The sequence below is a fragment of the uncultured Megasphaera sp. genome (genome assembly GCF_958350005.1).
Taxonomy (GTDB): domain Bacteria; phylum Bacillota; class Negativicutes; order Veillonellales; family Megasphaeraceae; genus Megasphaera.
This window is the reverse complement of record NZ_CATWFF010000004.1, coordinates 1-18,282: the sequence shown is the minus strand read 5'-3', so window position 1 is coordinate 18,282 and position 18,282 is coordinate 1. Positions and strand designations below refer to the sequence as shown.

Annotated in this window: 19 protein-coding genes and 1 riboswitch; all 19 genes read left to right on the top strand. The window is 54.6% G+C overall.

Annotated elements, in window-relative coordinates; genetic code table 11:
* Nucleotides 1-42 precede the first annotated feature (42 nt).
* The 19 genes from Q3886_RS00635 to thiC all read left to right on the top strand — a co-directional run bounded on the left by Q3886_RS00635 (nucleotide 43) and on the right by thiC (nucleotide 18,225).
* Entirely contained in the window at nucleotides 43-285 is a 243-nt protein-coding gene (locus tag Q3886_RS00635; protein ID WP_301859169.1) for a TIGR04076 family protein, read from the top strand.
* A 278-nt stretch (nucleotides 286-563) separates the two neighbouring features.
* Nucleotides 564-3,854 carry a transcription-repair coupling factor gene (gene mfd / locus Q3886_RS00630; RefSeq protein ID WP_301859167.1) on the top strand — a complete coding sequence of 1,097 codons (3,291 nt, stop codon included), beginning with the start codon at nucleotides 564-566 and terminating at the stop codon, nucleotides 3,852-3,854.
* A complete protein-coding gene (locus tag Q3886_RS00625; RefSeq protein WP_301859165.1) occupies nucleotides 3,847-5,427 on the top strand; it encodes a polysaccharide biosynthesis protein in 1,581 nt (526 codons plus the stop codon). The genes mfd and Q3886_RS00625 overlap by 8 nt, the downstream gene beginning before the upstream one ends.
* A 24-nt stretch (nucleotides 5,428-5,451) precedes the next feature.
* Entirely contained in the window at nucleotides 5,452-6,477 is a 1,026-nt protein-coding gene (gene mazG, locus Q3886_RS00620) for a nucleoside triphosphate pyrophosphohydrolase (RefSeq protein WP_301859163.1), read from the top strand.
* A gap of 27 nt (nucleotides 6,478-6,504) precedes the next feature.
* Nucleotides 6,505-6,783, top strand: coding sequence for an HU family DNA-binding protein (locus Q3886_RS00615; RefSeq protein ID WP_301859162.1), 279 nt, complete (start codon nucleotides 6,505-6,507; stop codon nucleotides 6,781-6,783).
* 110 nt (nucleotides 6,784-6,893) lie between these two features.
* Nucleotides 6,894-8,054 (top strand): glycosyltransferase, encoded by a 1,161-nt coding sequence (locus Q3886_RS00610; protein ID WP_301859160.1) that lies wholly within the window; start codon nucleotides 6,894-6,896, stop codon nucleotides 8,052-8,054.
* Nucleotides 8,055-8,117: 63 nt separating this feature from the next.
* Nucleotides 8,118-9,470 carry a divergent polysaccharide deacetylase family protein gene (locus Q3886_RS00605; RefSeq protein ID WP_301859159.1) on the top strand — a complete coding sequence of 451 codons (1,353 nt, stop codon included), beginning with the start codon at nucleotides 8,118-8,120 and terminating at the stop codon, nucleotides 9,468-9,470.
* Between the two features lie 11 nt (nucleotides 9,471-9,481).
* Nucleotides 9,482-10,219, top strand: coding sequence for an SDR family NAD(P)-dependent oxidoreductase (locus Q3886_RS00600; RefSeq protein ID WP_301859157.1), 738 nt, complete (start codon nucleotides 9,482-9,484; stop codon nucleotides 10,217-10,219).
* A gap of 57 nt (nucleotides 10,220-10,276) precedes the next feature.
* Nucleotides 10,277-11,212, top strand: a complete 936-nt coding sequence (locus Q3886_RS00595; RefSeq protein ID WP_301859155.1) for a hypothetical protein — start codon at nucleotides 10,277-10,279, stop codon at nucleotides 11,210-11,212.
* A 12-nt stretch (nucleotides 11,213-11,224) separates the two neighbouring features.
* Nucleotides 11,225-11,563: a YkvA family protein gene (locus Q3886_RS00590; protein ID WP_301859154.1), complete on the top strand. Its 339-nt coding sequence runs from the start codon at nucleotides 11,225-11,227 to the stop codon at nucleotides 11,561-11,563.
* Nucleotides 11,564-11,701: 138 nt separating this feature from the next.
* Nucleotides 11,702-12,151: a thioesterase family protein gene (locus Q3886_RS00585; RefSeq protein ID WP_301859152.1), complete on the top strand. Its 450-nt coding sequence runs from the start codon at nucleotides 11,702-11,704 to the stop codon at nucleotides 12,149-12,151.
* A complete protein-coding gene (gene murI / locus Q3886_RS00580) occupies nucleotides 12,141-12,947 on the top strand; it encodes a glutamate racemase (protein WP_301859150.1) in 807 nt (268 codons plus the stop codon). The genes Q3886_RS00585 and murI overlap by 11 nt, the downstream gene beginning before the upstream one ends.
* A 43-nt stretch (nucleotides 12,948-12,990) precedes the next feature.
* On the top strand, nucleotides 12,991-13,533 hold the full coding sequence (locus Q3886_RS00575) for a hypothetical protein (RefSeq protein ID WP_301859149.1): 543 nt from the start codon (nucleotides 12,991-12,993) through the stop codon (nucleotides 13,531-13,533).
* 13 nt (nucleotides 13,534-13,546) lie between these two features.
* Nucleotides 13,547-14,206: a coenzyme F420-0:L-glutamate ligase gene (locus Q3886_RS00570; protein ID WP_301859148.1), complete on the top strand. Its 660-nt coding sequence runs from the start codon at nucleotides 13,547-13,549 to the stop codon at nucleotides 14,204-14,206.
* Nucleotides 14,207-14,217: 11 nt separating this feature from the next.
* Nucleotides 14,218-14,805, top strand: coding sequence for an XTP/dITP diphosphatase (locus tag Q3886_RS00565; protein WP_301859147.1), 588 nt, complete (start codon nucleotides 14,218-14,220; stop codon nucleotides 14,803-14,805).
* Nucleotides 14,802-15,299 (top strand): metallophosphoesterase, encoded by a 498-nt coding sequence (locus Q3886_RS00560; protein ID WP_301859145.1) that lies wholly within the window; start codon nucleotides 14,802-14,804, stop codon nucleotides 15,297-15,299. The genes Q3886_RS00565 and Q3886_RS00560 overlap by 4 nt, the downstream gene beginning before the upstream one ends.
* A 45-nt stretch (nucleotides 15,300-15,344) precedes the next feature.
* The gene (gene speD, locus Q3886_RS00555) at nucleotides 15,345-16,115 is read left to right on the top strand and encodes an adenosylmethionine decarboxylase (protein WP_301859144.1); all 771 of its coding nucleotides are present in this window, start codon (nucleotides 15,345-15,347) and stop codon (nucleotides 16,113-16,115) included.
* 78 nt (nucleotides 16,116-16,193) lie between these two features.
* Complete coding sequence (locus tag Q3886_RS00550; RefSeq protein WP_301859143.1) at nucleotides 16,194-16,577, top strand: hypothetical protein; 384 nt, start codon at nucleotides 16,194-16,196, stop codon at nucleotides 16,575-16,577.
* A gap of 154 nt (nucleotides 16,578-16,731) precedes the next feature.
* Nucleotides 16,732-16,840, top strand: a riboswitch (TPP riboswitch).
* Between the two features lie 83 nt (nucleotides 16,841-16,923).
* Nucleotides 16,924-18,225 carry a phosphomethylpyrimidine synthase ThiC gene (gene thiC / locus Q3886_RS00545; RefSeq protein ID WP_301859184.1) on the top strand — a complete coding sequence of 434 codons (1,302 nt, stop codon included), beginning with the start codon at nucleotides 16,924-16,926 and terminating at the stop codon, nucleotides 18,223-18,225.
* Nucleotides 18,226-18,282: the final 57 nt, after the last annotated feature.

Sequence of the window (18,282 nt, the reverse complement as noted above, 5' to 3'; positions counted from 1 at the left end):
GGAGGTAACGCCGTTCTTTATCACTGTTAGGAGGAATCAGGAATGGACAAGTACAAGGTAAAATTAGTAGTAACCGAATCAAACTGTGATCACTATAAGGTAGGCGATGAAGTCGTCTTCGACGGCCCCATTGTTAACAAGGAAAAGAGCGGCGAACTGTGCATGACAGCGCTGCAGGCCCTGTATCCCTATGTATTTGCCGGCCGTCAGGGTTCCCTGTGGGAATCGCCTGTACAGTGTCCAGACTGTGCAGAACGGGTCATCTTTAAAGTCGTACAGCAGTAGGAACTTCTGCAGCCGTGCGGCGGCATGCGCAGGGGAGTCCCGTCCCGTACACAGGAACAGCGGCACTGTTTCTCCTTCCGTCAGGATCGAGGATAGTGCCGCTCTTGCGTTATGCTGCCTTCCGGCAGTCTTGCATCGCCTTCTTTTGCCGTGTCCTGTCAAATTTCCATGCGTGCATCCGAAAAATATGATATAATACATACCATCATTACTTTATGTTACTGCTGTGCAGGGCTTTAGCGCGTCTAAGGCCCCATTTTCTATGAGGAAAACGTCAAATGAACAATGTGTTTCAATGGATGGATCAGGATGACATGATCCCAAAGGCAGCCGCCAAGTTTTCGCAGCCTGGCTGTCACAGCATTTTTGGCCTCGGCGGCTCCGTAAAAAGCGCCTTTACAGGCCTTGCCCTGTGTGAACTCCAGAAGCCTGCTGTCATCATCGTACCGTCAAAAGATCAGTTCCTGGCCTGGCAGACAGATCTGCATTTTTTTGCGCCGGAACTGCAGGTTCTGGACTTTCCCTTTGTCGATAAGGCCATGTTTACGACGACAGCCAAAAGTCTGGAACGGTCGGCCCGGCAGATGGAAGTTCTGGGAAAACTGCGGGAAAAGACGCCCTGTGTCGTCATTGCCACCGGGGAAGAAGCGCTGCAGTACGTCGTCTCGCCAAATCGTATTGACGACGGTGCGGCAGAGCTGACGGAAGGGAAGGATTATGACCGGGATCAGCTCCTGCAGCATCTCATTGACAGTGGCTACGAACGGGCCGATATGGTCGAACGGCGCGGCCACGTTGCTGTCCGCGGCGATATTATCGACGTATATGCCGTAAACCAGCCGGACCCGCTGCGAATCGAGTTCTTTGGCGATACTGTAGAAGGACTGCGCTTTTTTGATGTTAATACGCAGAAAGCCAAAGAAACGGTGCACACTGTGCGGCTCCTGCCCTTTTCTCTGGAACAGGATGATGCCGGCGAATCGTGTACCCTTCTGGAATATGTAGACGATGGCGTCCTCATCTGGGATGAGCCGAACCGCATACGGGACAATGTAAAAAAACTGCTGAAAGAATCGGATCTGTTCAAGGGCGCTTTGTGCTCGTGGCAGAAAGCCGCTTCGGCACCGCGCCAGGCTTCGCAGATCGTCCTGTCCCTGCTGGCGCAGTCCGTCCCCGACATGACCATCGATTCGTCGTCCAGCTTTACAGCCAAGATGATGGCCAGCTTCCAGAAGCAGTTTGAACTGCTCGAAGAAGAACTGAATCACTGGCGGCAGGATCAGAATACGGTCCTCTTCATTCTGGGCAGCAAAGAACGGCGGGCGACGCTGACATCATGGCTGAGTCAGAAGGGAATATCCCCGCAGGCCTACGAAGAAAACGGCACCTGCCCGGCAGGCGGCGTCTATCTGGCAGACGGCGAAATCCGAAACGGCTTTGAACTGCCCTACGCCAAGCTCATCGTCCTGGCTGAACGGGATATTTACGGCATGCAGAAGCGGCGGCTCCGTCACCGCGTCGCCAAGGGACAGGAAATCAATGTCTTTTCCGACCTGAAGCCTGGTGACTACGTCGTTCACGAAACACACGGCATTGGTCGGTATGAAGGGATTAAGACCATTGAACTGGACGGCGTCCACAAGGATTACCTGGAAATCCACTATGCCGGCAAGGACATCTTATACGTGCCTACAGAACAGCTGAAGCTCCTGCAGCGGTATATCGGCAATGAAGGAAACACGCCGAAGCTGAGCCGCATGGGCGGCAGTGACTGGCAGAAAGCGCGGAAAAAGGCGCAGAAATCCATTACAGATCTGGCAGAAAAGCTGGTGGCCCTCTATGCCCAGCGGGAAGTGGTCAAGGGCTATGCGTTTCCGCCTGATTCGCCGTATCAGAAAGAGTTTGAAGAAGAGTTTCCCTATGAAGAAACGGAAGACCAGCTCAAGGCTGTGGCCACTATCAAGCGGAGCATGGAAAAGCCTTTCCCCATGGACTGCCTGGTCTGCGGCGACGTGGGTTTCGGCAAGACGGAAGTGGCCATGCGGGCCATTTTCAAGGCCGTCATGGGAGGCAAACAGGTCGCTGTTCTCGTGCCGACGACAGTCCTGGCACAGCAGCATTTTCAGACCTTTACGGAACGGTTTGCTCCTTTTGGCATCGAATGCGACGTTCTTAACCGGTTCCGGTCGGCTAAAGAGAAAAAAGATATTCTGGCCCGCACGGCCAGCGGCGATATTGACATCCTCATTGGCACGCACAGTCTGCTCAACAAACGGGTCGTCTTCAAGCAGCTCGGCCTCCTCGTCGTCGATGAAGAACAGCGGTTCGGCGTTGCGCAGAAAGAAAAGTGGAAGGCCTGGGCCGCTCATATCGACGTCCTTACCCTGAGTGCCACGCCGATTCCCAGAACGCTCCATATGTCTCTGGTTAACCTGCGGGAAATGTGCGTCATCGAAACGCCGCCGACAGACCGGTTTCCCGTACAGACTTATGTGACGGAATACGACGCCCGTATCGTCCGCGACGCAGTGATGCGGGAAAAACGGCGGGGCGGCCAGGTATTTTTCGTCTACAACCGCGTAGAAACGATTGAACGCATGAAAGATGAACTGCAGGCAATTCTGCCGGATATTACCATCGGCATTGCCCATGGACAGATGGCCGGCGGCATGCTGGAACAGGTAATGTTTGACTTCTACGAAGGAAAATACGACATCCTCCTGTGTTCCAGTCTCGTCGAAAACGGTCTGGACGTAGCTAATGCCAATACGATTATTATTTACGATGCCGATCACTTCGGCCTGTCCCAGCTGTATCAGATGCGCGGCCGTGTCGGACGAAGCCACCGCCTGGCCTATGCCTATTTCCTGTACCGCCGCGACAAGGTATTGTCCGAAGTGGCGGAAAAGCGGCTCCAGGCGATTAAAGAATTTACCGAACTGGGGTCAGGATTTAAAATTGCCATGCGCGATCTGGAAATACGCGGCGCCGGCAATCTCCTGGGCCGGGAACAGCACGGCAACATTGCCAGCGTCGGCTTTGCCATGTACTGTCATATGCTGGAAGAAGCCATTGCCAAGGCTCAGTCCGGTAAGGAGGCAGAACCGGAAAAAGCCGATACGGTGCTGGAAATTCATGCCGATGCTTTCATTGATGATGCCTATATCAGCAATGGCGGCCAGAAAATCGAAATGTACCAGCGCATGGTCAGCATCGACACGGAAGAAGCTCTGCAGTCTCTGGAACAGGAACTGCTCGACCGGTACGGCAAGCCGACCAAGCCGGTACAGACCCTGCTGCAGGTAACCCGCCTGCGGCTCCAGGCCCAGGAAGCCCACATTGCCCTTATTTCGCAGAAGCGGGATGTCCTGGAAATCAAATGGCACGATCCGGCGTATATGCCCAGATCCAGTGAGCTTACAGCTGTCCTGCGGCGCCGTATCCGTCCCGTACCGGGCAATCCCCTCATGCTTCGCGTATCCATTCCGGCAGAACCGGATCTGCTGACCTTCATCGCCTATTTGCTGAAGACCTTTTTATCGCTGAGAAAGGGGAATTCCCTTGACTAAAACATCCTTTTTGCAGGGTGCTATGATTCTGACCGCTGCCGGCATTGTTGTCAAGTTGCTGGGTGGCGTCAATCGCATTCTCCTGTCACGCTTCCTGGGCGGGGAAGGGATTGGCCTGTATCAGATGGCCTATCCCGTATACATTCTGTTCCTGAGCGTAGCCGGTGCAGGCATTCCCATTGCCGTATCCATTATGGTGGCCGAACAGATTGCCAAGGGAAATCCCGGCGGCGCCAGGCGGATTTTTCACGTCACCCTGGCCGTCGTGGCCGTGCTGGCCGTGGGTTGCGGCCTGGCCATGGCCGTCGGCGCGCAGCTTCTCGTAGCCTGCGGAGTTCTTCACGATACACGGGCTCTGCTGCCCCTCGTCGTCCTGGCACCGGCTCTGACGATTTCCATGCTGACGTGCTGCTTTCGCGGATACTTTCAGGGCCTCCAGCTCATGACGCCGACGGCAGTATCGCAGATGGCCGATCAGGGAGTCCGGGTCTGCACGATGCTGCTCCTGGCCTGGTTCTTCCTTCCTTATGGACTGGAGCTGGCCGCAGCCGGCGCAGCTTTCGGCGCCGTTCCCGGTGCAGCTGCCGGACTGGGAGTCATTGCCTTTCTGTATTATCGGCACTGCCGGCATAGGGCAGTGGAGAAGACCGCCGCTTCTGTCGGTTCTGCTGCCTCTGTTATTAAGCGGCTGGCCCTCCTGGCCGTGCCCGTTGCGGCTGCCAATATGCTGCTGCCGGCCGTTGCCAGCATAGATGTATTCATTGTGCCCCAGCGTCTGGAAGCTGCCGGCTATACCGTACAGGAAGCGACGACCTTGTTCGGCTATCTGACGGGCATGGCCAACGGTCTGGTCCAGCTGCCGACCATCCTGACGATTTCCCTGGCTACCAGCCTGGTACCGGCCGTATCGGCAGCCTATTCCCGCAGCGATATTGCCGGCGTCATGAAGCGGGTCCACACGGCTATGCGCATTGCCTGCAGCATTACCATTCCGGCCTGCTGCGGCCTGGCCGTACTGGCAGCGCCCATTTCAAAGATGCTCTATGCCACGGCAGCTGCAGGACCTTCGATCTGCGTTCTTTCCATTTCTGTCTTTCTCATTGGCCTGCAGCAGATTACGAGCGGCCTTCTTCAGGGGATGGGCAGGACTGGTATTCCCCTGCTCAATATGGCCGCTGCTGCTGTGGTAAAAATCGTACTGAGCTGGCAGCTGACAGCCATTCCCTGGCTGGGAGAAGTAGGGGCAGCCTGGGCGACCAATGCCGATCTGGCCGTGGCGACGCTGCTGAATCTGTATTTTTCCCGCCGCCTCATCGGCTACAGTGTGCAGTGGGGATATATGGGCCGCCTGTTCATCGCAGCCGCTGCCATGGCCGGCACAGCCTGGTTTGTCCATCACGGCCTGCGTCTGCTCCTGGGAAATACGGGCGCTACCTTGCTGGCCATGGCGGCCGCTGCTGCCGTCTATGTACTGGGCCTGATTTTGCTGCGCGCCCTTTCGGCAGACGATGTAGCCCGCCTGCCTCTGATTGGCCCCAAACTGGCCCGGGCAGTACGCAAGATGGGAGCGTAACAGGATTTGATAAGGAGAAACTCTATGGGACACATTGAAATTATCTATATCGGCACAGACCAGAAAGGCTGGGACGACGGGTTCGAACAGACGTACCGGCCTATTGCCGCCTACCTTGCAGAAACGGCGCAAATCCGGGATATTGTTCATACCGTGCCGGGCGGTCCGGCTATGGCCGAAAAAGTCCGGCAGATGGTGGAAGAAGAATGCCGAAAGGTCGTGCCGACTGACGCCATGTCCTTTGATATGACGCCTATTGTCACGGTCATGGCCGCCCTGCGCGGTGAAGGCGGCTGCGCCTGGGATAAAGCCCAGACTCACCGTACGCTGCGCCGCTTTCTGCTGGAAGAAGTATATGAAATGCTCGATGCCGTCGATGAAGGCGACATAGACGGCATACGGGAAGAACTGGGCGATGTCCTGTATCAGGTCGTCATTCATGCCCGCATTGCCGAAGAAGGGGGATATTTTTCCGCTCAGGATATTGTCGACGCCATCACAAAAAAGATGATTCACCGTCATCCCCGGGTTTTTGGCGAAAAAAGCCTTGAAAATCAGGGCGCTAGTATGTTAAACTGGGATAGATTAAAGCAGGACGAACGGCGGCAGCGCCACGAACGGCTGCTGGACGGCGTTGTCAAGGGTCTGCCATCGCTGCTGGAAGCCTATAAGCTGCAGGAGAAGACGGCGAAAGTCGGATTCGAATGGAACACGACAGAAGACGTGCTGGAAAAGCTGAGCGAAGAATGGCAGGAGTTTCAGGAGGCTGTTCGCGAAGGCCAGTGGGACCATATGGAAGAAGAGGCCGGCGACGTACTGTTTGTCTTTGCTAATGTATGCCGGCGGTATCATATCGAGCCGGAATGCGCGCTGCATCGGGCGAACAGCAAGTTTCGCCGCCGTTTTTCCCACGTAGAAGAACGGGTCCGCACGTCTGGACGTCCCTGGAATGCGTTTTCCCTGGATGAGCTCGATTCCTTCTGGAACGAAGCAAAGCAGCTGGAACGCCGCAGGCCAGGAGAGCCGGGCCCCGTGCAGGAAAACGAATGATGCAGCTAATTAAAGGAGGATGTAAATATGAATAAGACAGAATTAATCGCAAGTGTTGCACAGAAATCGGATTTGACAAAAAAAGACGCTGAAAAAGCAGTAAAGGCCGTATTTGAATCGATCAGCGAAGGATTGGTTGCTGGCGATAAAGTACAGATTATCGGCTTCGGCACCTTTGAAGTACGGCAGAGAAAAGCTCGTGAAGGCCGCAATCCCCGCGACAATCAGGTCATCCATATTGAAGCATCCAAGACGCCGGCATTCAAAGCTGGCAAACAGCTGAAAGATATGGTCAACAATAAATAATGCAATAGCAAGGAGGACCGCGTAGAAACCGGTCCTTTTCTTTTCCCGCTTGTTGTCGTACTGTAGAGTATGGATATACCTGCAGCTTCTGCTGAAAAGAAGGAATGACTATGACGAAGAAAAAAGTGTTGATCCTGTCGGCTTCCATCGGCACAGGCCATACGCAGGCAGCCCGGGCAGTGGAAGAATACGTCAGGGCTCTTCCGGAAGACTGGGATGCCGAACATATCGATTTCCTGTCTAATGACGTCCTGTCTATCGACAATATCGTCAAGGAAACATACATAAAAATGCTGGATTTATTTCCCATTGTATACGATTTGCTGTACTATTCTTCTCAGGGATACAAAAAGGGAACCATCGTCAAGACCCTGGTTGCCTGGGGACTGCGGCAGCGCATGCTCCGCGTCGTCGCTGAAAAGAAGCCGGATCTTCTCGTCTTTACCCATCCCTTCCCGGCAGGGGCGGCAGCTCTGCTGAAACGGCAGCGCCGTCTCCATATTCCCCTCGTCGGCGTTATTACGGATTTTGCCATCCATCAGTTATGGGTCTATCCGCAAATGGACCTGTACTGTGTTGCCGCATCGCCGCTGAAAGACCTGCTCATGCGCCAGGGCATTGACGGCCGGCGCATTGTCGTATCGGGCATTCCCGTCCGCAGGGCCTTTCAGCAGCTGCACTGGCAGGGAAGACGAACGGCTGCAGCCGATACGAATATACTGATTATGGGCGGCGGCCTGGGTATGGGATCGATCCGGCAGGCCCTGGTCCGACTGGATCAGATCGATGCTGTCGGTACCTTTACGGTCGTAACCGGCCATAATGCCGACCTGTACGATGAAATCAGCCAGCTGCGGCAGGAACTTCGCCATCCTGTCCGCGTCCTGGGGTATACCAACCATATTCCCGAACTCATGGCTCAGGCAGCGCTGCTCGTCACCAAACCCGGCGCCCTGACCTGTACCGAAGCAGCAACTATTCAGGTCCCCATGGTGCTGTACAGCTCCATCCCCGGCCAGGAAGAAGCCAATGCCGCTTATATGCAGGAAAAAGGCTGTGCCTGCTGGGTAAAGAAAGTGGATAACCTGAGCAGTGTGGTGCAGCAGCTGCTGTCCCATCCGGAGACACTGCAGCGCATGTCACAGGCCAGCCTGTCCTGCCACTGCGACGGCGCCCGTATCATCAGTGACCATATCCGCAGGCTCCTGCTGCCGGAAGAGGAAAAGGCATCGTCACTGTGCCGTACAGTATGTACGGGTGAATCTGTATAACCGGCCGGAGCGGTCTGCTGTATAGGCAGGCTGCAGCCGGTCTTTTTTTAGGAGGAATAGGACTTGAAGCGAACAAACAGACGACGGAGCCGGACATCGCGGTCGGCTATCCGCCCGTTGAGCATTATCTTTCTTGCCGTGGCCATCTGTGCCGGCGCATACTGGTACCAGGATACGCAGCCCCGCGATTCCGTGCAGGCTGATACGAAAATGGAAAATCTGGAAGCCCCTGCTGATGACGGCGTCGATGCCGTATATACCGATGCGTCGCAGGATATGCACGAAGCCGTGGCAGAATGGCTGAAAGCCCAGAAGACGCGCACGACAGAGCTGAAAACAGAAGACCGGACAGCACCGCGGCGGGCTACAGGCGGAACCATTCGCTGGACGACGCGGAGTACTCTGGTCGTTCCGTCAGAAGAATTCTCCAAAGAATCCCTGGACCGGCTGCTGCAGAAGAGCGGCGGCAAGGCCGTGCTGTACAGCACACAGGCGACGACAGCCGAAGGAAAAGACGTGGTCGAGTACGATATTGCCTATTTCGATATGCTGGATGGCGAACAGCTCTACCTCATAACGGACAAGCTGTACGTAACGAAGCCGGAAATTCACACCGACCTGATCGACAATATGAAGAACCTGATCATGAATGCTCCGGAAGGCTCGGTTACGACGGCGCCGGAGGATATGCAGCAGCCGGCGGAAGAAACAAAGCAGGAACCGACAGCGCCGCCGAAGACAAAGAAGCCGGCTCACGTGGAAGGACGCCTGGCCATTGTCATTGATGACTGCGGCGCCGATCTCCGCACGCTGGAAAAAATGAATGCCCTTCCGTTCCCGCTGACCTATGCCGTCATGCCTGATAAAGCCTATACAGCTGAATCGGCCCGCAGCGGTCATGCAGCAGGCCGGAAAATCTTCGTTCACATGCCCATGCAGCCCCTTAACACGACATCATCGGAAGAAGTCTTCATTGGCGAAGATATGAGCGACAGCAAGGTCACGGCAACGGCCAACGAACTGCTGGATCAGGTGCCGTATGCTGTCGGCATGAACAATCATCAGGGCTCTCTGGCCACAGCGGACCCGCGGCTCATGAAAGATGTCATGACCGTGCTGAAACAGCGCGGCCTGGCCTATCTGGACAGCCGTACGAACAGCGCCTCTGTAGGCGAACAGACTGCTGCCGCCATGGGCGTCGCTACGAGCCGCAACAACCTGTTTATCGATAATGAGGCCAACGTGGAAGCTATTAAAGCCCGCCTGCGTCAGGGCCTGGATATTGCCCGGCGCAACGGCAGTGCCGTCATTATCGGCCACTGCCGGCCCCGTACGCTGGAAGCGCTGCAGGAAATGACCGATGAATTGCAGGACTCGGGCATTGAACTCGTATTTGCTACGGACTTGATGGAATAGGAGACGAGGATATGACGAAAAAAGTGGCCCTTATCAGCGGCGGCACATCGGGCATCGGCCTGGCTACGGCAGCGGTCCTGCTGGAACGGCAGTGGCGCGTTGCCGTCAGCGGCCGCAGTGCAGAGCGGGGCGCGCAGGCTCTGGAACGGCTCGGCAGGGATGCCGTGTATATTCCCGGCGATGTCAGCAGCGATGCCGACTGTGCCGCCATGGTACAGCAGACAGTCGAGCACTTTGGCCGCCTGGACGGCCTGGTAACTTCGGCAGGGCAGTATGAAGAAAAGCTCCTGGAAAACACGGCCAGCGAAGATATGCAGCGCCTGTTTGCCGTCAACGTATACGGCACCATATCCCTGTGCCGGTACGCCCTGCCTCATCTCAAGGGCACTGTCGGCGCCATTGTGACGATCAGCAGCGACGCAGGCATACAGGGAAACGTGGGCTGCTCCCTGTACAGCGCCACAAAAGGCGCCGTCGTGGCCTTTACGCGGTCCCTGGCCCTGGAAGCAGCGCCTCATCAGGTACGGGTCAACTGCCTGTGTCCAGGCGACGTGGAAACGCCGCTGCTGGAGCGGCAGCTGCAGGCCGATCCGACCCTTACCATTGACGCCATGAAAGAGCAGTATCCCCTGTACCGCCTGGCCAAACCGGAAGAAGTAGGCCGGGCAGCGGCCTTTCTCCTCAGCAGTGACGCTTCCTTTATTACAGCTGCTGTCCTTCCTGTAGACGGAGGTTTGACAAGCTGGTAAAAAAGTGGGACAATAAACATATTACATTAATTTTTTTGTCAAAATGGGGTGTTTCAAATGGCAGAAGAAGTTACTAAAACAGTAGAAGAATTACAGAAAGAAATTACACAATTAAAAGAAGAACTGGCAGCCCTGAAGCAGCAGGGTGAAACGGCCGTTCCCGCCGATGCCAAGACCATGGAAGTCGTCGACGCTATCGATCAGTCCTCTGAAGATGCAGACGTCAAGGTAGAAACGCTGTGCCGCTGGGCTGCTGCCCGGGCCGGCGCTATCGTCGTTGCGCCGCTTCTCGGCACGGTTGCTCTGATGGCCAATGAAGTATATCTGGTCAGCCGCATTGCCCGCGTATACAACGTCAAACTGACCGAAAGGGCTCTCATTGCTTTTCTCGGTGCCGTCGGAAGCCGCATGCTCGGCAATATTCTGACGACGCTCATTCCGTTCAGCGTCATCCAGGTTCCCGTTGCCGTCGGCATTACGTACAGCCTGGGCAAGGTTACACAGCGCTGGATGAAAGACGGCATGCCCAGCGATATGGGTCCCTATGTCGAAATGATGTCAGAATGGAAAGACAAAGCCCGCGAACAGGTCGACCGGCTCCGCGAAAGTCCGCTGAAAAACGTGCCGCTTGGTGATGAAACCATTGATTTCATGAAGAAATGGGGCAATACGGCGAAGGATAAACTGCAGGACGTCAAGGAAAAAGGGCAGGAACTGTACTACAGCGTTCGCCATCAGAACGACATGGTAGAAGAAATTATCGAAGAAAAAGAAGCTGCCCAGAAAGCCGCCGCTGCAGAAAGTGCTGCAGAAGAAACTCCGGCAGCAGCTCCTGAACAGCCGGCAGAAGCTGCATCGGCAGAACCGGAAGCAGCCGTTTCAGAACCGGCCGTGGAAGAAGCCAAACCGGCAGACAAGGCTGATGAAACCGTAGCCGATCAGGTAAAGGCCGCCATGGAAGATGCGAAGAAAAATCCGCTGGAAGACAAATAAGGAGCGCCGTATATGTGGAAGGTGCTGAGCTTTTTTGCCCGCTTTTATACGCCGGGAAAATTTGTCCGCTTCATTCGGGGAACAGGACGGCGCGTCCGCTTTCTGCCCAAAATGCTGACGATCTTTTACTGCATCCAGGACAAGGACACGCCGACCTTCGTCAAACTGGCCCTCATGGGAGCCCTGGGGTATATCATTCTGCCCCTTGATTTCGTTCCCGATGCCCTTATGGGCCTGGGCTGGCTGGACGATGCCGCCGTCGCTGCTGCGGCGCTGCGCTTTGCCGGTACCTATGTCAAACCGGAGCACATTGAAAAAGTCCGTCATATGTTTCCCTTTGTAAAACTATAAGGATGTATACAATTCCAACATGAAACAGTCATGTTGGAATTGTTGTTTTCTCCGGAAAACAGTGAAATTTCTTTGACAAACATAGGCTATCATCGTAAAATAATGGGAGCGCGTTTTTATACTTAGGAGCAGAAGACCATGATTACGGTTATTGAAAAAGTACGGTTTTACGAAACCGATATGATGGGCATTGCCCATCATTCCAATCACATTCGCTGGTTCGAATGCGGCCGCTGTGCCTATCTGAAGCAGGCCGGCGTCGATTTGTTCGAACTGATGGAAGAGGGAATTTTATTTCCCATTAAAAGTGTATCCTGCGAATACATTCATCCCATTAACTTCGATGATACCATTGCCATTGAAACACGGCTGACGAAGCTGTCGCGGGCACAGATGGTATATTCCTACCGGATTCTGCGGCAGTCAGACGGACTGCTGCTGGCTGAAGGGACGTCGCAGAACGTCTTTACCAACAGGAAGACCGGCGCCGTTACGCGCCTGCATGATGAAGCCTACGACCGGCTGAAAGCACAGTACGATCAGGATCGCCAGTCAGCCCTGCAGGGAGGAGCAGCCCGTGAACAGTAAGGACCGTCCTATTGGCGTATTTGATTCAGGAGTAGGCGGCCTGACTGTCGTCAGTAAGCTGCGCATGCTCCTGCCTCATGAAAACATCATCTATGTCGGCGACACGAAGCGCAATCCCTATGGGTCCCGGACACCGGAAGAAATTCTGACCTATACGCGGGACATTCTCCGCTTCATGACCGCTCATGACGTCAAGCTCGTCGCCATTGGCTGTAATACGGCGACAGCCGTGGCCTACGATACGGTGAAAAACGAAGTGCCTTATCCGCTCATCGGCATGAGCCGCGGCATCCGCACGGCCAGTGAAATCAGTACGACCAAGAAAATCGCCGTCTTTGCTACGGATCTTACCATAGCCAATCACAGTCACCGCAAAGTGGCAGCTGCCATGGACCCGCAGATCGAAATTGTCGAGCAGGCCTGCCCGGCCCTGGCCAATCTCGTCGAACGGGGCATCCTGTCCGGCGAAGAAGTGATGGCGCCCCTCCGGCAGTATACGGCTCCCGTCCTGGCTTCAGGCGCCGATACGGCCATTTTCGGCTGCACCCATTTTCCCTTTCTGCAGCCCCTCTTTGAAGAGCTGTGCGGCGACACCATTGCCTTTGTCGACCCGGCTCACGAAATGGCCCTGCAGACGCTGGAAGTGCTGAAAAAAGACGGTATTCTCAATACCAGTCCTGAGCCGGGATACCTGAAGCTGTGCTTTACCGCCGAGGCTGCCCGGGGCGGACTGCTGGCATCCCATCTGATTCCGGCCAACGAGTTTACGACCGAAACTATTTCCTTTACCTCATAGGCAGTATTATTCATTCCATATCAGTGAAAAGGAGTCCTGTGCCGTGTTATTTTATGTACTCATCAATGTAGTTGTTGCCCTTATCGGCATCGTTGCCGTCCTGTACCTGCTGTTCCGCCTCTTTGCCTGGCGCCAGGGCGATGCCCGCTTCGTCATTGAAGCGCGCCGCCGCAAGCCTTTCGTGCTGAAAGAAATAACAGCCGATACGGCCGTATTTGAAACGGAAGTTCCTTTCCGCAACGCCGGCCGTCAGCTCGGTACGATTATGGATTTTTATCCCCGCACCCTGCTGCCGCGGGAACAGTATGACAAATGCATCGTCCATTCCCAGCTGGCCAATACGGCAGCTGAACGGGATGACAATTACTGGGAATCGGTTATTTACTATCCTGGTGAAGGCAGCAGCGTCCGCGTCACCATTGCGCTGGTCAGCAAAAATCACAACATTCGCGAAGATCTGAAGACCTTCCCTGATATGCCCATTGACCTGGTATATCAGGTCGTATCCCGCAGTGAATGGTATATTCACAAAGCACGCATTACCCTGAAAGCTTCGGAAGTCCAGCATGAACTGGAACTGCACTAGGAGGTAGTTTGGAATGGCAGAATTAAAATTAGTCCCCGTTAAGACCCGAATTCTTACAGATAAAGACAACATTGTCGACGCTATCGAAGAATACGCCAAACCCCTCGTCGGCCCAGACGATATTGTCTGCACCGCCGAAAGTGTTGTCGCCATTACGCAGCACCGCTATACCCGTCCGGAAGAACTGACGCCGTCGTGGCAGGCACGCCTCATGCGCCGCTTTGTGCCCGGTGAAGGCAGCATGGCCAGCCTGTACGGCATGCAGGCCGCTATGGAACTGGAAGGCGAATGGAAAATGCTGTTCTGCTTCATCCTCGGCTTCCTGGCCAAGCTCATCGGCAAGAACGGCGTGTGGTATCAGCTGTGCCGCCAGGCATCCCTTACCGATGATGTTACCGGTACGATGCCGCCTTTTGACAAATGCATCGTTTACGGTCCGGCCGAACCGGATACAGTTGCCGAAAAAATCAAACAGCGCCTGGGCTGCTATGGCGCCTGCGTCGCCGACGTCAACGACCTCAAGCGTGCTGCCGTACTGGGCCATTCCCGCGGACTCAATCCCCAGGAAATCGCCAAAATTCTCATCAACAATCCCTTTGGCAATGCATCGCAGAAGACGCCTATTGTTATTATCAAAAATTATGCCCACTTCGTCAAAGGCGCCGGCAAATAGGGGAGCAGACCATGGAGAAATTAGTACTGGCAACGCATAATGCCGGAAAAATACGTGAATTCCGCAGCGTCCTGGAACCGCTGGGCTTCGATGTCCTGCCAATCCGTCAGGTCTGCCCCCATATTACAGAGCCTGAAGAAACAGGGACGACCTTTGCCGAAAATGCCTGCCTGAAAGCGGAATATTACATGAAGGCTTCCGGCCTGCCCTGCCTGGCTGATGACTCGGGTATCCTTGCTGACGCCCTCAATGGCCGGCCCGGCGTGTATTCGGCCCGCTATGCCGGCCCGGACTGTGATGATGAAGCCAATAACCGGAAGCTCATTGCCGATTTGTCCGCCTTTCCGCCGGAAAAGCGGACTGTTCGCTATGTCTGCGTCCTGGCCCTGCTGTTTCCTGACGGCCGGCGGATTCTGGAAGAAGGCCAGTGTCAAGGCATACTGCGCGATTTTTATGCCGGTCATAACGGCTTTGGCTATGATCCCCTGTTTTATGTCCCGTCCCTGGGCAAGACCATGGCCGAACTGTCCATGGATGAAAAAAATGCCATCAGCCATCGCGGAAGGGCTCTGAAACAGCTCGTAGAGGCCCTGTCATGAGTACCGTATACGTCGGCATCGTCAGCGACAGTCATGGCCGGTTTCAGCCGCTGGAAGCCATGGTAAACCAGGCGCCGGACGTAGCAGCCTGGATTCACTGCGGTGACTACTGCGAAGACGGCGATGATCTGGCCGTGTATACGGGCGTGCCCGTATACGCCGTGCTGGGAAATAATGACTATCGGACCCAGACCCGAACGCCTGAGTGCCGGACGGTGCAGATCGGCGGCATTTCCATCGTGGCCATTCACGGCCACCAGTGGTATGGATCAGAGCGAATCGAAAAACTGGCGGCTCTGGGGAAGCGCTGCGGTGCTTCTCTGGTCGTATTTGGCCATACGCACCGCCGGTTCTGTGAAGAACGGGATGGTCTGACTATTCTCAATCCTGGCAGCATTTCCCTGCCTCGGGACGGACGGAAGGGAACCTATGCCATTTGCCGCATTGATGACGGCGTACTGACTGAAGTAAGCATACACGAATTACGAACATAAACGCAGATTCCTGCAAATCCTGTGGAAAAGGTGCGAGTGATAATCATGAAAATGAAAAAACTGAGACTGTATGGGTTCAATAATCTGACCAAGACCCTGAGCTTTAATATGTATGACATCTGTTATGCTATCAGCGAAGAAGCACGGCGTCAGTATATCGAATATATTGACGAACAGTACAATGCGGCCCGGCTGACCCGTATCCTGCAGAATGTATCTTCCGTCATTGGCGCCCATATCCTGAACATTGCCAGTCAGGACTATGAGCCCCAGGGCGCGAGCGTGACTATCCTCATTTCCGAAGAACCGGTGGAACCGCAGGATGCCGACGTAGTCTGTCATCTGGACAAGAGCCATCTGACAGTTCACACCTATCCGGAAAGCCATCCGCAGAAAGGGATTATGACCTTCCGCGCCGATATTGACGTGTCCACGTGCGGCCGTATTTCGCCTCTCAATGCCCTGAACTATCTCCTCGACAGCTTTGATTCGGATATTGTCACCCTTGACTATCACGTCCGCGGCTTTACGCGCGATGTGAGCGGGAAAAAGCTGTTCATCGACCACCGCATCAATTCCATTCAGAACTACATATCCCATCAGACCCGCCGCCGCTACGACATGATCGACGTCAACGTCTATCAGGAAAACATTTTCCATACGAAAATGATGCTGAAAGACTTTGATCTGAACAACTATCTGTTCAATAAAAACGCCGATGAGCTGACGGAACGGCAGCAGCGGCAGATCCGCCGCCTGGTGCGTCAGGAAATGCAGGAAATCTTCCACGGCCGCAACATGCCGTCCATGCCCTGACCAGGCAGTGCCCTTCTATTTTCACAGCGTTCATGATATAATAACCTCAGGAGTATAAGCAACAAGGAGGGTGTATATATGAAGACAAAGAAAATACTGGCAGCCGTTGCCATGACGCTGGCCATTTCGGCGACCGCCTTTGCGGCCAAGGACATATGGCAGTACAATCAGTACACGGCTATCGATATGGATTCTGCCAGGATCACCTATGATATGGGCCGGGAAGTCCTCGAGTTCAAGACCGTAGAAACGTCGGGCGACACGACCGATTACTGCACCTACGTGTATAATATGGACGAACAGACCATTCAGCTCAAAGAAATGGTGACCAAGACGAAGAAGAGCAAGTATAAGAGCAGTTTCTATCCTGAAGACATCAAAAACGGCAACAACGTCATTAAAGCCCGGGCCCGCATGGCCGAAGACGTACTGCAGAAAGTACGGGAACGGGAAAGCAAATAGACCCTGGGTCTCCGGAAACGGCAGTTGCCGGACAGACAGAAGCCGGCTGGCTGCAGCGCGCAGTCCAGCCGGCTTTTTGCGGCCTTCATGGCCGGGGGATATGCCGCCATAGTTGCAATGTTTTCATGAATGTATTATACTATAGCAAGATATATAAAGAAGCTGGGGGCGCCGTTATGGCTGAGAAAGCGTTCGGATTAGCGCTTGTCCCTTATCTACCTGATTCGGATAATGCCGACGTAGGGAAGCATGCACTGCCGTAGCGCCTGCCTGCCTGCTGAGGCGGGCTTTTTTAATACCTGTTTTTGGATTGTATCATACAGATTTGTAGGAGGTTTTGTGAGTGATGGATTACACGACGCAAATGGATGCTGCCCGTAAGGGCATTGTAACGCCGCAGATGAAAATCGTAGCGGAAAAAGAAAAAATGGCCGTAGAAAAACTGATGGGCCTCATTGCCGAAGGCAAAGTCGCCATTCCGGCCAATAAGCTGCATACCAGCCTGTCGCCGGAAGCTGTCGGCAAGGACTGCCGCACGAAAATCAACGTCAACCTGGGCGTATCGCCGGAACACAACAACCACGAAGAAGAACTGGAAAAAGTACAGAACGCCATCAATATGAAAGCCGAAGCCATTATGGACTTGAGCAATTTCGGCAAAACCCGGGAATTCCGCCGCAAACTCGTCGGTATGTCGACGGCCATGATCGGCACAGTTCCCATGTACGATGCCGTAGGCATGCTGGATAAAGACCTGAAAGACATTTCCGTGGACGAATTTTTCTCCGTCGTCGAACAGCACGCGGAAGACGGCGTCGATTTCATGACCATTCACTGCGGCATGAACCGCAAGACGGCAGAACGGATTAAGCGCAATCCCCGCCTGACCAACGTCGTATCCCGCGGCGGCTCTCTGCTCTTTGCCTGGATGGAAATGAACGACCAGGAAAACCCGTTCTATGAATATTACGACCGTCTCCTGGACATTTGTGAAAAATACGACGTTACCCTGAGCCTGGGCGACGCCTGCCGTCCTGGCTGTACCCATGACGCCACCGACGCCGCTCAGATTGAAGAACTCATTACCCTGGGTGAGCTGACCAAACGGGCGTGGGAACATAACGTACAGGTCATGATCGAAGGGCCGGGCCACATGGTGCTGAACGAAATCGCCGCCAACATGCTGCTGGAAAAACGGCTGTGCCACGGCGCACCCTTCTACGTCCTCGGGCCGTTGGTTACGGATATTGCCCCTGGTTATGACCATATCACCAGTGCTATTGGCGGAGCCATTGCCGGCTCGTGCGGCGCAGACTTCCTCTGCTACGTTACGCCGGCAGAACATCTGCGCCTGCCTGACGTAGACGACGTTAAAGAAGGCATTATTGCCGCCCGCATTGCCGCTCACGCAGCTGACTTGGCCAAAGGCATTCCGGGCGCACAGGCATGGGATGACGCCATGAGCAAAGCCCGTGTCGATGTAGACTTTGACACCATGATTTCTCTGTCCATTGACCCGGAAAAAGCACGGCGCTACTATGAATCGAGCAAGCCTGAATGCGAAGGAACCTGTACGATGTGCGGCAAAATGTGCCCGGCCAGAACGATGAAAAAGATTCTCGCCGGTGAAGACGTTTCCATTCGTTAGTTTTTGATACAACTGCATACGAGTTTCCGGTAGTAACGAGCTGTCTCCAAAAGGGAC